This window comes from Acidithiobacillus ferrivorans, assembly GCF_016250455.1.
Lineage (GTDB): Bacteria > Pseudomonadota > Gammaproteobacteria > Acidithiobacillales > Acidithiobacillaceae > Acidithiobacillus > Acidithiobacillus ferrivorans.
In genome coordinates, this window is sequence record NZ_CP059488.1 from 1,277,484 (window position 1) to 1,291,633 (window position 14,150).

The 14,150-nt window shown below is 58.0% G+C and carries 12 protein-coding genes; 3 read left to right on the top strand and 9 right to left on the bottom strand.

The genetic code is table 11. From position 1 onward, the window contains the following. Positions 1 to 36: 36 nt before the first annotated feature. The 9 genes from gpmI to H2515_RS16045 all read right to left on the bottom strand — a co-directional run bounded on the left by gpmI (position 37) and on the right by H2515_RS16045 (position 11,787). The gene (gene gpmI / locus H2515_RS06390; RefSeq protein ID WP_198661208.1) at positions 37 to 1,560 is read right to left on the bottom strand and encodes a 2,3-bisphosphoglycerate-independent phosphoglycerate mutase; all 1,524 of its coding nucleotides are present in this window, start codon (positions 1,558 to 1,560) and stop codon (positions 37 to 39) included. Next, positions 1,557 to 3,968 (bottom strand): phosphoenolpyruvate synthase, encoded by a 2,412-nt coding sequence (ppsA, locus tag H2515_RS06395; RefSeq protein ID WP_198661209.1) that lies wholly within the window; start codon positions 3,966 to 3,968, stop codon positions 1,557 to 1,559. The genes gpmI and ppsA overlap by 4 nt, the downstream gene beginning before the upstream one ends. 97 nt (positions 3,969 to 4,065) lie before the next feature. Continuing rightward, the gene (locus H2515_RS06400; RefSeq protein WP_035190410.1) at positions 4,066 to 5,028 is read right to left on the bottom strand and encodes a sulfotransferase family protein; all 963 of its coding nucleotides are present in this window, start codon (positions 5,026 to 5,028) and stop codon (positions 4,066 to 4,068) included. Between the two features lie 12 nt (positions 5,029 to 5,040). Then, the gene (locus H2515_RS06405; RefSeq protein WP_198661210.1) at positions 5,041 to 5,865 is read right to left on the bottom strand and encodes a septal ring lytic transglycosylase RlpA family protein; all 825 of its coding nucleotides are present in this window, start codon (positions 5,863 to 5,865) and stop codon (positions 5,041 to 5,043) included. Then, on the bottom strand, positions 5,855 to 7,003 hold the full coding sequence (dapE, locus tag H2515_RS06410) for a succinyl-diaminopimelate desuccinylase (RefSeq protein ID WP_198661211.1): 1,149 nt from the start codon (positions 7,001 to 7,003) through the stop codon (positions 5,855 to 5,857). The genes H2515_RS06405 and dapE overlap by 11 nt, the downstream gene beginning before the upstream one ends. A 10-nt stretch (positions 7,004 to 7,013) precedes the next feature. After that, a complete protein-coding gene (dapD, locus tag H2515_RS06415) occupies positions 7,014 to 7,838 on the bottom strand; it encodes a 2,3,4,5-tetrahydropyridine-2,6-dicarboxylate N-succinyltransferase (protein WP_198661212.1) in 825 nt (274 codons plus the stop codon). A gap of 23 nt (positions 7,839 to 7,861) precedes the next feature. Beyond that, positions 7,862 to 9,106: a succinyldiaminopimelate transaminase gene (gene dapC / locus H2515_RS06420; protein ID WP_456298308.1), complete on the bottom strand. Its 1,245-nt coding sequence runs from the start codon at positions 9,104 to 9,106 to the stop codon at positions 7,862 to 7,864. A 208-nt stretch (positions 9,107 to 9,314) separates the two neighbouring features. Next, entirely contained in the window at positions 9,315 to 11,561 is a 2,247-nt protein-coding gene (locus H2515_RS06425) for a TonB-dependent receptor (RefSeq protein WP_232821619.1), read from the bottom strand. Then, positions 11,479 to 11,787, bottom strand: a complete 309-nt coding sequence (locus tag H2515_RS16045; protein WP_232821589.1) for a hypothetical protein — start codon at positions 11,785 to 11,787, stop codon at positions 11,479 to 11,481. The genes H2515_RS06425 and H2515_RS16045 overlap by 83 nt, the downstream gene beginning before the upstream one ends. 464 nt (positions 11,788 to 12,251) lie before the next feature. Here H2515_RS16045 and H2515_RS06430 point away from each other — a divergent pair, with 464 nt between their 5' ends. The 3 genes from H2515_RS06430 to H2515_RS06440 are packed head-to-tail and all read left to right on the top strand — an operon-like array spanning position 12,252 to position 14,147. Beyond that, positions 12,252 to 13,019, top strand: coding sequence for a MotA/TolQ/ExbB proton channel family protein (locus H2515_RS06430; protein ID WP_198661214.1), 768 nt, complete (start codon positions 12,252 to 12,254; stop codon positions 13,017 to 13,019). A 16-nt stretch (positions 13,020 to 13,035) separates the two neighbouring features. Continuing rightward, on the top strand, positions 13,036 to 13,437 hold the full coding sequence (locus H2515_RS06435) for an ExbD/TolR family protein (RefSeq protein WP_035190418.1): 402 nt from the start codon (positions 13,036 to 13,038) through the stop codon (positions 13,435 to 13,437). Continuing rightward, positions 13,434 to 14,147, top strand: coding sequence for an energy transducer TonB (locus H2515_RS06440; RefSeq protein ID WP_198661215.1), 714 nt, complete (start codon positions 13,434 to 13,436; stop codon positions 14,145 to 14,147). Before H2515_RS06435 ends, H2515_RS06440 begins: the two co-directional genes overlap by 4 nt. Positions 14,148 to 14,150: the final 3 nt, after the last annotated feature.

The following is a 14,150-nucleotide window of genomic DNA, read 5'->3' on the forward strand; positions in this document are numbered from 1 at the left end:
TCCATGGGGGGGCATCATCTGCCGGGCCATCTGCACTCAGACGATGCCATGTTTGAGGAGGATGCTGCGTCCGGTCATGGCTTTGGGCTGCGGCAGACCCATGAGCTCCAGGATGGTGGGCGCAATATCGGCGGTGCCGCGACCGATACCCAGGCGCGCGCCCGGTTCGCCGATCAGCAGCATAGGCACCGGGTACACCGTGTGCTGGGTATGGGGCTCGCCGCTTACCGGGTCCACCATCTCGTCGCAATTGCCATGATCGGCGGTGAGGATGACCTTGAAGCCTTGCTGTCGGGCCACGTGCAGCACCCGGTGAAACTGTAGGTCGAGGGTCTCCACCGCACGCAGGATGGCGGGGATTTTGGCGGTATGACCGACCATGTCGCCATTGGCAAAGTTCACCAGGACAAAGGCGTAGTCACCACTCTCCAGCGCCGTGATGATGCGGTCCGCCACTTGCGGCGCGCTCATCTCCGGCTTCAGGTCATAAGTCGCGACCTGGGGTGAGGGGATGATCTCGCGATCTTCCCCCGGAAAAGGGTCTTCCCGCCCGCCATTAAAAAAATAGGTCACGTGGGCGTATTTCTCGGTCTCGGCGCAGTGGAACTGCTTCAGACCTGCGTCGCTGACCACTTCGGCCAGGACCCTGTCGGGAATTTCGGGGGGGAAAAGGACTGGAAAGGGATACTCGTTGTTGTAGGAGGTCATGCACAGGGCAGGTCTGGCGGCCTCGCCCTGCCGGTCGAAGTGCTTGAAGTCGGGCATGGCGACGGCCGCACTCAACTGACGCATGCGATCCGAACGGAAGTTAAAGAAGAAGACCGGCTCATCGGCGGCTATGCGGTTCTGCTGCGCTTCGCCAATGATGGTGGGCTGAATGAACTCATCCCCCTCACCGCGCTTCCAGGCACTGTGGATAGCGGCCTCAGCACTGTCCGCGGTGAATCCTTCGCCGCGCAGCAGAGCGGCCCAGGCCTTTTCCGTCCTGTCCCAATATCCGGCCCGGTCCATGGCCGTATAGCGCCCGCAGACGGTGGCAATGCTGCCCTTCCCCAGCCGGTGCAGGGTTTCCTCCACCTGACGGGCGTAAAGGTCGGCGCACTGCGGCGCCGTGTCACGGCCATCGGTAATCATGTGTATTATCGGCTCTACACCCGCCGCCGCCACCAGCGGCAGGATGCCCAGCAAATGCTCGATATGGGAGTGCACGCCACCATCGGAGACCATGCCCACCAGATGCAGGCGTCTGGTGTTCCTGAGCATATCCTGCCAGGCCGGAATCTGCGCAAAACTGCTGTCCGTTAGGCTATCGGAAATGCGCACCAGATCCTGCAGGAGAATCCGCCCTGAGCCGAGAGTGAGGTGACCCACCTCCGAATTGCCGAATTGCCCGTCCGGCAAGCCCACCGCCCGCCCCGAAGCCTGCAGGGCGGTATGGGGAAAACTGGCAAAATAGTGATCGAGATGCGGCGTCTGCGCCTGTGCCCAGCCGTTAAAGGCACGATTCGGGTTGAGACCGAAACCATCAAAGATCACCAGCAATACCGGGTTGACCTTCATACCTCTCCTCTCCGCTCTTTCTCTACGTCCAATACATGCAAGGTGGTGGCCAGCACCGTATCCGGGTTCAGGCTCATGGACTGAATACCGATCTGCACCAGAAACTCCGCCATTTCCGGGTAGTCCGAAGGGGCCTGTCCGCAAAGCCCGGAGTGGATGCCATTACGAGTGCAGCCCTCCACCGCGAGGCGGATCATCTCTTTGACACCATCGTCCCGTTCATCATAGTCGAAAGCGACAATGGCCGAGTCGCGATCGACGCCCAGGGTGAGCTGGGTGAGATCATTGCTGCCAATAGAAAAACCGTCAAAGCGTTTGGCAAATTGATCGATCAGAATGACATTGTTGGGGATTTCGCACATGGCATAGACCTGCAAGCCATTTTCGCCACGGCGCAGGCCGAACTCCGCCATCTTCGCCAGCACGTCGTCCGCTTCTTGCACTCGGCGCACAAAGGGCAGCATGAGGATGACATTATCCAGCCCCATCTCTTCGCGGACCCGTTTCATGGCCAGACACTCCAGACGAAACCCCTCGGTATAGGCTGGGTGTGCGTAGCGCGAGGCACCGCGGAAGCCGAGCATCGGGTTATCCTCTTCCGGCTCAAACCAGCGTCCCCCCAACAGTGCGGCATATTCGTTGCTTTTGAAGTCGGACATGCGCACGACCACCGGCTTCGGATAGAAGGCGGCAGCGATAGTCCCGATGCCTTCCGACAAGCGTTCCACAAAAAAATCAGCGGGCTGGATGTAGCCCTGGGTCAGTGCTGCCAATGCTTTGCGCTCAAGGGCATCCTCGACCTTTTCCGGATACAGCAACGCCATGGGATGGGCCTTGATGGCGCTGTTGATGATAAACTCCATCCGCGCCAGGCCGATGCCATCGTTGGGTAGCATGCACGTCTGAAAAGCGATTTCCGGATTGCCGAGATTGATCATGATCTTCGTCACCGGACGGGGGAGGGTGGCCAGATCGGTATGGCGGACCGTGAAGGGTAGGGCACCGGCGTAGACATTGCCGATATCGCCCATGGCACAGGATACCGTCACGCTGTCGCCTTCTTTCAAGGTGGTAGTAGCTTGATCGGTGCCGACGACGGCGGGAATACCCAGTTCCCGGGCGATGATGGCGGCATGGCAGGTACGCCCGCCGCGATTGGTGACGATGGCTGCCGCCTCTTTCATGATGGGTTCCCAGTCGGGGGTGGTGGTTTCCGCCACCAGAATCTCCCCGGGCTTGAACGCCGCCAGATGCTTCACATCGCTGATAATATGCACCGGACCGGAAGCAATCTTGCCGCCGACGGCACGCCCCTGCACCAATACGGTGCCTTGACCATTGAGGATGTACTCTTCGAGTACTTGCCCCTGTTTCTGCGAGGCCACAGTTTCTGGCCGCGCCTGGACCATATAAAGCTGGCCATCAGTACCATCTTTTGCCCATTCCATGTCCATGGGTCGACTTGCATGCATTTTCTGGCTGTAATGCTGTTCGACCTTGATGGCGTAATCGGCCAGGGTCAGCACGTCCGCATCGCTGAGGCAGAAGCTCTCCTGCTCATGGCGATGGGTGGCGACATTGCGAGTGCTGTGCCGGGTGTCCCCTTCGGTATAGATCATTTTGATTTTCTTGCTGCCCAACACCCGCCGCAAAACCGCCTTTTTGCCACGCAGAAACGCGGGTTTGAAGACATAGAATTCGTCGGGGTCCACGGTGCCTTGCACCACGTTCTCGCCCAGCCCCCAGGACGCGGTGATGAATACCACGTCGCGGAAGCCTGTCTCGGTGTCCAGCGAAAACATCACGCCGCTGGTCGCCTGGTCCGACCGCACCATCTTCATGATAGCGACGGAAAGGGCGACCTTGAAATGATCAAAGCCCTGATCCACCCGATAGTGAATGGCGCGGTCGGTAAACAGGCTGGCAAAACAGCGGCGGCAGGCGTCCAGCAGGGCGGCCTCGCCGGAAATGTTGAGGTAGGTATCTTGCTGACCGGCAAAACTCGCAGTGGGTAAGTCTTCGGCGGTCGCCGAGGAACGGACCGCTACCGAAAGTGCTTCTCCATATTCCGTACGCAGTTCGGCGTAAGCCGTCAGAATCTCTGTCTGTAAGTCTGCGGGTAACGGCGCGCTATAGGTGATTTCGCGCGCCCGTGCGCCGCGTTCGGCCAGATCGGTGACGTTGGTCGGGTCTAATCCATCCAGCGCAGCATGCAATGCTGGCCAAGCGTCGGCCTGATCCAGCAGGTAACGATAGGCTTCGCCGGTGATGGCGAAACCATTGGGGACCTTCACGCCTTGTGGACTCAGTTCTCGGTACATTTCCCCTAACGAGGCATTTTTGCCTCCTACCAGAGGCACGTCTTCAATGCGTATATCTTTGAAAAAACGAATATAACGACCAGACATAACCTTCTCCTCTGCTGTAAATCCGATTGCCACCTCTCCATTAAACATAGTAGACGTGTCGGGGTCCAGCAAGCCTTGGCAGCGCCTGAACGAGGGCTCAGATATTGCCGGATGGCTTCTGGGGCAGGGTGGACGGTTTGCTATCTTTTATCGGCTCAAAGTCTTTCCACGACACCCGCAACTCGGGTAGAGGTCGATTCAGAAAATGTTCCAGGCGCTCGATTTCCGGGGCATAAAGTTCCTGCAGAAAACGGCGTGCTGCGCTGTCCATGGGCGGCTTACGACCGGCGCGCAGGAAAATGTGACGCCAGATATATTCGCCCCAGCTATGCGGGAAAAGATGCTCGCCGATAAAACGGCTCAAACGTCCGCTGGCAAGGCGCCGGGCCCAGTTGCCGCGCGGCAGACGGTGCGCGTTGTGGGCCGTTTCCAAATCAATGGCGCGCATCGCCGCACGATCAATGTCCAGAAAATCGGCAATGCCCTCCAGCACCATCAGCGGGTTTTTTTTGAGATCTTCCAGGAGGCAAACATGCACATGCTCGGCTCCAAAACGCTGCTGATAACGGATGATCTGCGCCGTATAACGCCCGAGTTCCACATAGAGTTGGGAGATGCCCCAGCCTTTGTCGGGACGGGTCCAGTCCCGCTGCAACGCCGCCATGAAAGGCAGGTCGAGGACCCCTTCATTGAAATCCATGAGGTATTGGGCGTAGGCCCGTTGTACCGGGTCGCGCAGGATGACAATAATCCGTGCATCGGGCTGCACGGCATGGATACGCTCCGGGGCCTCTTCGCACCAGAGATAAGAAGGACTGGCATCGCCGATACGGGGAAACTGATTCGCACCCCGGTAGAGGTGCTGATATTGCTCGACATTGGCTACGTACTGAATCAGATGGGCTTGTTCCGGAGATGGATGGGGCCGGGTGAAAAAATGCGGTTCCTTCATCGCCGGCAAAAAAACCTGGGGATGTTGCCGCAAGTAGGCATAGAGCGAAGTCGTGCCGCTTTTTACCGCACCAACGATATAGAAATTGGGCCATATACCTTGGGACATTATGCGGTTCCTTTATTGTTCCACGCTATAAAAGTCGTGAAAGCCCATCTGCTTAAGCTCGGCAATGACTTTGACGGCGGTGATGCCATCCGGCAGCGGGCCGATCTGCACCTTGTAATACGGCTGCCCTTGCACCAGTCCCGGTACGATGAGCACACCGTGAATGCCCGCCTTGAGCAGACGGCCACGCTCGCGAGTGGCGTTGTTGATCTGACGGAAAGCCCCGGTTTGCAGGAAGCTTTGTGACGGCACAGATATCTCCGGGGCCATGGGCAGGGATGCCACCGTGCTCGTGCCCCCCGCTGTGCTTGCTGGAGGAGTGGCGGCAGGCGCCAGAGCGACGATCCGTACCGGTGCGGTCCCTTGTCCGGCCATCCCCAGGGCGTTGGCCGCTCCATAAGAGAGATCCATTACCCGACCATCCACAAAGGGGCCGCGATCATTGACCAGCACGACAATGCTGCGCCCATTGCTGAGGTTGGTGACCCGGGCGCAGGTGGGTAATGGCAGGTCCCTGCTGGCGGCACTGAAGGCGCGGGGTCGGAAGGGGGTGCCCATGGCGGTGGTGGAACCGGACTCCCAGCCGTACCAGGAGGCCATACCGCGCACCGTGTACCCCGTGGAACTGCTCAGTGGCGCGTAGTGGCGACCATGAATATGATAGGGACGGTTATAGGCAGCGCGCAGATTAGGGGCGGGCGTGGCGCAGGCCGCAGAGGAAGACGGCGAAGCGCCGGCGGCAGGGGGAGGGGGCGCGACCCCCGCACAGCCGCCCAGTGCCAGAGTCCCCATACCTGCCGCCGTGTAGAGGATATGCCGCACGCGCCTAATGGCCATCCGCAGCCGCCAGCAGATGCACCATGATCTCCGCATAGATCTGGGACAAATGTTCCAGATCGGCAACGGCGACACACTCGTTGATCTTGTGGATGGTGGCATTGACGGGTCCCAGCTCTACGACCTGCCCGCCCAGTTGGGCGATGAAGCGTCCGTCCGAGGTGCCACCGCCAGTAGAGAGCCGGGCTTCATGCCGTTCTACGGTTTGCAAGGCCTTTTGGGTGGCGGCTACCAGGGGACCGGGTGCAGTAAAGAAGGGTGGACCGGACAATTGCCAGTCAATAGTGTAGCGCATGGCGGAGGCATCAAGCGTTTTGTGGACCGCTGCCCGCAAAGATTCCGGCGTGGACTCCGTGGAAAAACGGAAATTAAAATCCGCCTGCAACTGGCCGGGAATGACGTTGTTAGCCCCGGTACCCGCATGGATATTGGAGAACTGCAGGCGAGTGGGCGGGAAAAAATCATTCCCCGCATCCCAAGTCTGATCCACGAGATCCGCGAGTGGGCGAAAAGCGCGATGGATGGGATTATCGGCCTTGTCAGGGTAGGCTACATGACCCTGTATACCCTGCACGGTCAGACGTCCGTTCAGCGAGCCGCGTCGGCCATTTTTGATAACATCGCCCAGCATGTTTTCGGAAGAGGGCTCCCCCACCACGCACCAGTCGATGATCTCCCCATGTTCCCGTAACCAGTCCACCACATGCCGGGTGCCATGGGTGGCGATGCCTTCTTCATCGGAAGTGATCAGAAAGGCCAGACGCCCGGAATGCCCCGGATGCAGGGCGACAAAGCGTTCTGCGGCGACGATCATGGCGGCAAGACTGCCCTTCATATCGGCGGCGCCACGACCGTAGAGCATGCCATCGCGGATGGTCGGCTCAAAGGGGTCGCTCTGCCATTCTGCAAGCGGGCCGCTGGGGACCACATCCGTATGTCCCGCAAAACAAAGGCGCGGACCGACGTTGCCGCGCTCCGCCCAGAAGTTCTCCACTCCCCCGGCGGGCAGGCGTGTCACCCGGAAACCGATAGCCTCCAGTCGGGCGATCATCAGATCCTGACAGCCGGCATCCTCCGGGGTCACCGAAGGGCGGGAAATCAGGTCCTCAGCCAGCTCCAGTACGGCACTTTTGCCCACGGGGCGTCCCTCAGATGTCACGGAGAATGGTGTTGATGCCGACTTTGCCCAGGGTTTTGGCGTCCACCTGCTTGACGATGACGGCGCAGTAGAGGCTGTAGCTGCCATCTTTGGAAGGCAAGCTGCCGGAAACCACCACCGAACCGGCGGGTACCCGTCCGTAGCTAATCTCGCCGGTTGCGCGATCATATATGCGCGTGCTGGAGCCGATGAAGACGCCCATGGAGATGACCGAGCCCTCCTCAACAATCACACCTTCCACCACTTCCGAGCGGGCACCAATGAAGCAGTTGTCCTCGATGATGGTGGGGTTGGCCTGCAAGGGCTCGAGCACGCCACCGATGCCAACACCGCCGGAGAGATGCACATTTTTGCCGATCTGGGCACAGGAGCCGACGGTAGCCCAGGTATCCACCATGGTGCCTTCATCCACATAGGCACCGATGTTGACGAACGAGGGCATCAGCACGCAGTTGCGGCCGATAAAGGCCCCGCGCCGCGCTGTAGCGGGTGGCACTACCCGAAAACCGCCGGTGCGAAAATCGTTGCTGTTATAGTCGGCAAACTTGCCCGGCACCTTGTCGTAAAAATTAGTCTCGGCCCCTGGAATGCGGGCGTTATCCTGCAAACGGAAGGAGAGCAGCACCGCCTTCTTGATCCATTGATGGGTGACCCATTGACCATCGCGTTTCTCGGCCACCCGCAGGACGCCCTTGTCCAGCCCTTCAATGGTCTGATGTACGGCTTCCCGCAGTTCGGCCGGAGCCTGCTTGGGGGAAATCGCCGCCCGGTTTTCCCAGGCGGCGTCGATAATGGTGGCAAGACTCTGGCTCACACGAACTCCTTGATGAATGTTGATTATAAAGTCGAAATGGGGTGGCTGTCCAAAAAATGACGAATGCGCTGCAGACCCTCGACGCAATCTTCCAGGCTGCCGACCAGCGCGATGCGGACCCGATCCTGGCCGGGGTGGATGCCGTGGGCATCCCGTGCCAGATAAGCACCGGGCAGACAGCGTACATGCTCTGCCTCGTAGAGGGCGCGAACGAAGGCTTCGCCATCCCCCACCTGCGGCCAGAGATAAAAGCCACCGGCGGGCGTTTCTACCGGCAGCACCGCACCGAGAATATCATGGGCGGCGGCAAACTTCCGGGCATAATCGGTGCGGGTGTGCTTGACGTGTTGTTCATCCTGCCAGGCGGCAATGGCGGCGGCCTGAATAAAAGGCGGTGTCGCCGCCCCCAGATAGGTGCGGTAACGGACAAAAGCCTTGAGTATATCCGCGTCACCCGCGACAAAACCACTGCGCGCACCGGGGATGCTGGAGCGCTTGGAGAGGCTGTGAAAAGCCAGCACCTGCGCCAGACTGCCGGTTGCCGCGGCTGCCTCCAGAATGCCTGCTGGCGCCTGCCCTTCGGGATAGAGTTCGCTGTAGCACTCGTCAGCGGCGAGCAGGAAGCCGTGTTGTCGGGCTTTGGCAATCAGCCAGCCCAGCGTCTCCAGAGACAGGGTCGCCCCTGTGGGATTATGGGGAGAGTTGACGTAAAGCAGCGCGGTGCGTGCCCAGACGGATTCGTTTACGGCGGCAAAGTCCGGCTGCCCGCTGGCAGCGCAATTCAGATAATAGGGCTCTGCCCCGGCGAGCAAGGCAGCACCTTCATAAATCTGATAGAAGGGATTGGGTAACAAGACCAGGGGCTTGGGGGTCTGACAAGGCGGCAGCACCGCTTGTGCGATGCTGAACAAGGCCTCCCGGCTGCCATTGGCGGGGATGACATGCCGCTCCGGATCCAGAAAATCAGCGGGCAGGGCAAAGCGCTGGGTGGCCCAGTCGGTAATGGCCTGCCGTAAACGCAAGTCGCCGAGCACCTTGGGATACTCGGCGAGACCATGCAGGTGCTCAATGATCGCTTCACTGACTATGGCCGGTGCCGGATGGCGCGGCTCACCGATGGAAAAGTCGATAAGTTCTTTGGCTGGCGGAGTTATTCCAGCCAGGAGCGTGCGTAAGCGCTCGAAAGGATAAGCCTGCAAGGTTTTCAGCAGGGGATTCATGGAGTCTTTCGTCATAAGCAGCGATTCTGGGGCAAGGATGGCAGTCATGACAAGTACCTGAAAGGGCTGCGCCACGGTAGGCGCTTTACCTGCGTGTACGTTTTAGACAGGATCGGCAGGTAAATATTTTTGTCAGGACATGTCGATACCCGCGAAAAACGCCTTAACCATGTGTTTTTGGCCGTACGTAGACATCATGAATATTGAGTAGTGGTACGCGACCGAAGGGCCTTCGAATGGATACTGATAGTCACTGCTAAGTGAATCGACCTTCTAGTCCAAGCTCGATAAATCTCGGCATGCCCGGATAGGCGACGTAGAGGGGGCTTGCTCCTGGTGCTGGTTTTGCCAGCAACAACTTATAAATCTGATCGTAGTGCGCATAATAGTGTCTGTTCAGTAAGTTATCTATATTTAGGGTTACTTTCAGCCATTTCAGGTGATCTTCGTGTATCGGAATTTTGTAGGCGGCGGACAGGTTCATTAAAAAATAATTCCCGAATCGCACCGCGGAGTCTGGTGTAGTCCAGCCCGCAAGATCCGGGATTCCGGACGCCGCGGATACCGCCGGTGGCAATGGCGGGGCATTAGTCCCTATCATGGTGCCCGTATAACTGCCGAGCAATTGACCCGTGAAGTTTCCCCTCTCATAGGTCAGCGAGAGATTGCCCAGCCAGTTGGGGACATCCGCCAAAGGGTCTCCAGCCAGGACATATCCGTACTGGACTGACGAAGCGGTATCCGCCGCGAAGTAACTGTTTTTATAATTTGCCTGGGTATAGGACACATTGCCCGCAAGTATTAAATGCTGTGTCAGCAGATATTTACCAGATGCCTCCAGGCCCTTGTACTGGAGTTTGCCGACATTGGTATACAAGGACAGATTTTCCGCGGGCAGTGTCACAAATGAGAATGCGCCACGCTCATCTTGTAAGAAACCGTCGAAATTGGCATAAAGTCTTTTGCTGATATAACGCAGTCCCGCCTCATAAGCGTTCACTGTTTCTGGTCCAGGCGCCGTTGTGGTGCTTCCCGCCCCCCCTAAGGTGTAGTCGCCAACGGGTGCAAAACGCGCGCCTTTACCATAGCTGGCATAAGCGATGACATTTTTGGTGACGTCGTAAGACACCCCAAGATACGGCAGGATGGTCTTGTCGTAGTTACTCAGCGTGTAGGCATGATCAGGCGTCGCGTACACGTTCTGCGGGATATAGTTACTCGAACTCACACCCGTCAGAGTGACTCCTGGCTCGATGTGCAGGGTGTCGTTCAATAGATTGATCTTGTCCTGTAGATAGCCGCTATAGACGACGCGGTGGCCCCGGAGTCCATATTCATAGGCATTATAACCATTGATCTGCGGCATATTGAGGGTGCCATAGACATACTGAGAGGAGTGGCTCGTCTCCTCGGCGATCAAGCCGCCGAGGCTGATGTCGTTGTGTGGCAGGAAGAAGTTGACTTTTGGTACAAAGCCGATGGTATCCGAGTTCGTGTAATTGATCCCAGCCGCTTCGCCGGAGATATAGCTGCCAAAAGTTTGCACGGGATTATAGGAAAAGTCGTGGTGGGCCGCACCGGGACCGCCGAGATACCCGTCGTATACGATCGGGGTGTAGTAGTTATTCTGGTAGGGATAGTTGAAACCGATCACAGCGGGATTGGTCTGCGCTTCAAACTTGCTGGACTTATGGATGTAAAAAAACCGTGCGCTGGCAATCACATGGCGGTTGATGTAGGTTCTATCTCCAACAATCGCCGTGAGGTAATGGTTGAACTGCCGGGTACTGGTCTGCGACAAAGGCACATTGTAGTAGAGGCCATTTTTCTGCTGCAAGGCCACCGGGTAGCCCCCATAGTCGGACTCATATCCATTGCCGCGGTTGTAGATCAGGGTTGCGAAGACCTTCGACAGGCCATAGTCATAGGGTTTCACCGCGGAGAACAAGAAGTCCGCATAGCGAGCGGGGGTGTGCTGTATATAGCCGGCCGTCTCCGTCTGACTGTAGCGCGCCAACAGCTTGAGGCCACCACTGTGCGGGATGATGCCGGAGTTGATCTGTATCCCGTACACATTGGTCGAGAACGATCCGATCCGGGTGAAGAGGTCGGCGTACTGCTTGTCGGTCGGCTGTTTTGTTTGATAGTTGATGGTCCCGCCGATGGTAGCGAATCCACCCCGATCAGGAGGAGCCACGCCCGGATAGACATGTATCCCCGACACTTGACCCGTGGAAACCAGCGAGCCGATACCATAGCTGTTGAGGGCGCCTTCCCCGCCCGAGAGGAGGCTGGTCATCGGAATCCCATCCAGCGTCTGGGCGAGTTGCGACATACGCACGCCGCGCACCGTCAGGGTCGGCATGGAGGGCCCAATATTCTGTTGATATTCATTGACGGACGGCGTCAATTTGAGAAGGCTATAGATGGATGCGGCCGAACTTGCCGCCTTGATCTGCGCGTGGCCGATCACTGACATGGCCGAAGCAAAGTTTTTTTTCACCAACCAATAATTTTTGGTATTTCTTATCAATCTTCTTCAGTTTGACGGTCCTGGTGGTCCTGGTCGCCGCTCTTGGACTTGCCGCTGTCCCGGCAGCGTGCGCGGAAACCAGGGTGTTGGCGGCCATGAGTGCTGCCAGGATAAGGCTTTTTTCGGGTATATTGCGCGGCATTTTGAGTAATTTTAATGACTCAGCGGTCATATCAGTTCTATAGGATTTGTTCATCACGTTTACCTCCAGTCATGGAGAAAATGGATCATCAGACCTTCAGAATAGCAATCCCATGTCTATAGGCATTAATCATACCAGTTTTTATGGTGAAGCCAGATATTCACCCTGTTTATGCCCATGTAGTGACTAATTATTACTAATTTTTACCGGAGTTATGGGTATGACGGCGACTCTGTGAGATTCATTATTGCACCGCGTCATGGGTGCCTTCATTTGGTGCGGCTGCACCATTATATTGCCCCATAATGGGGAGTCAGGCCGTTCTGGAGATGAGTGCGCCGATCCGGTTTCGATCGTCAAGCGACACTGATTTGCTGTGGGCACGCCGTATTGCTGAAGGTTGCATGATGCGCATGGCGTGAATCCTGCTTCCGATATCGAGGTGAGTATTGTGCGGCTCTGGATTCTGCGATTCGGTTTGTTTTTGTCGATACCCTGTCCACGGAGGTTCTACGCCCATGTCCTTATCCTATATCGTGCATTTGGCTAATTATTCCAATGGGGTGTTGTATCTGCTCATGTTGTTGCTGCTGATTGAATTGACGGTGATTTTTGATCGCGGCTGGTACCTGCGCAAAGCGATTCACAAAGGCAAGGAAACCCTTCTGACCGTTTCCGGGCACGGCAAGCTGCATCGGGATGATCTGAAGGCGCTGGTGGATCGTTCGGCGGGTCTTCCGGAAGAGAGTCTCCTGACGGTGGCTCTGCGTTACTACGGCATGGTCCACCACTACGGCAGCGCCCGGGGCGAAGGCTTCTCCAATCGCCTGGATGAAGCCATCTTCCTGACCACCCCGAGTTTCGACAAACGCCTGTGGATTCTCGATACCATCGTCACCCTGGCGCCCTTGCTCGGATTATTTGGCACCATTCTCGGCATGTTCCACGCCTTCTCCATCCTCGCGGCACCGGGACACAATCCCACGCAGGTCACCGGTGGCGTCGCCGATGCCCTGATTGCCACCGCTTCGGGCCTCTTCATCGCCATGATCGGCCTGATCAGCTTCAACGCCTTCAACAATACGATCGAGAAAATCATCTACCAGATGGAGTCCCTGAAGGTAGTGTTGATGAACCGCATGGATGGTGCGCCGATGGTCAACGAGGAGCCCCCGGCCTCCGGTCCCGATCCCGTCAACCCTGTTCCGGAGGCGAAGCCTGCCGCACGGGCTGTAAAAGCCGTCACGAGCACGTCGACGATAACGCCACAACGCGCGGCATCCTGAAAAGGGGGATTGACCCATGTTGCCACAGCGTCGTCCGCGTAAAAAGGGCCGGGTGGAGATCATTCCGATGATCGATGTCATGCTTTTCCTGCTGGTCTTCTTCATCATGATCACCTTGCAGATGATCACCGACAAGGGACTCAAGCTGAATCTGCCCACGTCCAGTCAATCCAAAGCGCTACCGCATCCACACTTCGTGGTGAACATCCAAACCGACGGCAGTGTGGTGGTGAAGGGTAAACCCATGAATCTGGAGGCGCTGCAACAATTGCTGGCCAGCGACGGGAATGTCGCCAAGACGGACGTCACCATTGCGGCGGACAAAAAAGTCCCCTTCCAGGATTTCGTACGCGTCATGGACCATTGTCAGAAGGCGGGGGTCACCCGTATTGGCATCGCGACACAGGCGAAGGCATGAATAATAGCGCCATGCTTCCCGGATATCTGCCACCGGAGCACCGGGGTGACCGCAATCCGCATTTTAAATATGCCGTGCTTGCCGCAGTGCTGGTAGAAGTAGGGATCGTGGCAGGGTTGCTGTCCATGCCCCGGACCCCACCGGCCCCGAAGCCCGTCAAGAAGGTGGTGTCGGTTCACATGGTGACGCTGCCGCCGCCCCCGCCGCCCGCACCGAAGGTGATTCCGCCCAAACCGGCACCTCCCAGGCCCACCGTCCCGCCACGACCCGTGGTGCATCGTCCGGCACCGGTACCCATTCAACCGCCGGCACCGCCCCAGCCACCGGTGGTGCATCGTCCGCCACCCCCGGTCCCGGTCCCCCCGATCCCAGTCACCCCACCATCGCCCCCCATACCCGCGCCACCCGCACCGGCACCCGTCTATAGCGGGATCGGCGCCTATGGGTCCGGAGCCCGGTCGCTGGTAAAGCAGAATCTGCGTATTCCGGCGATCATCAAACGCTTGCATCTGCACGGTACGGTCGTGGTGTCCTTCAGGGTGCCGCCGGGCGGCGGTAAGGCTTTTAAGATGCGGGTGGTGGGTGGCACCGGCAATCCATTGATTCGCCGGGCGGCTTTACGCGCCTTGAGCGCAACATCATTCCCGGTCTATACGCGCACCATGCCGAACAAGGCCCTGACTTTTACCGTGCCGATCGAGATTTCATGAGCG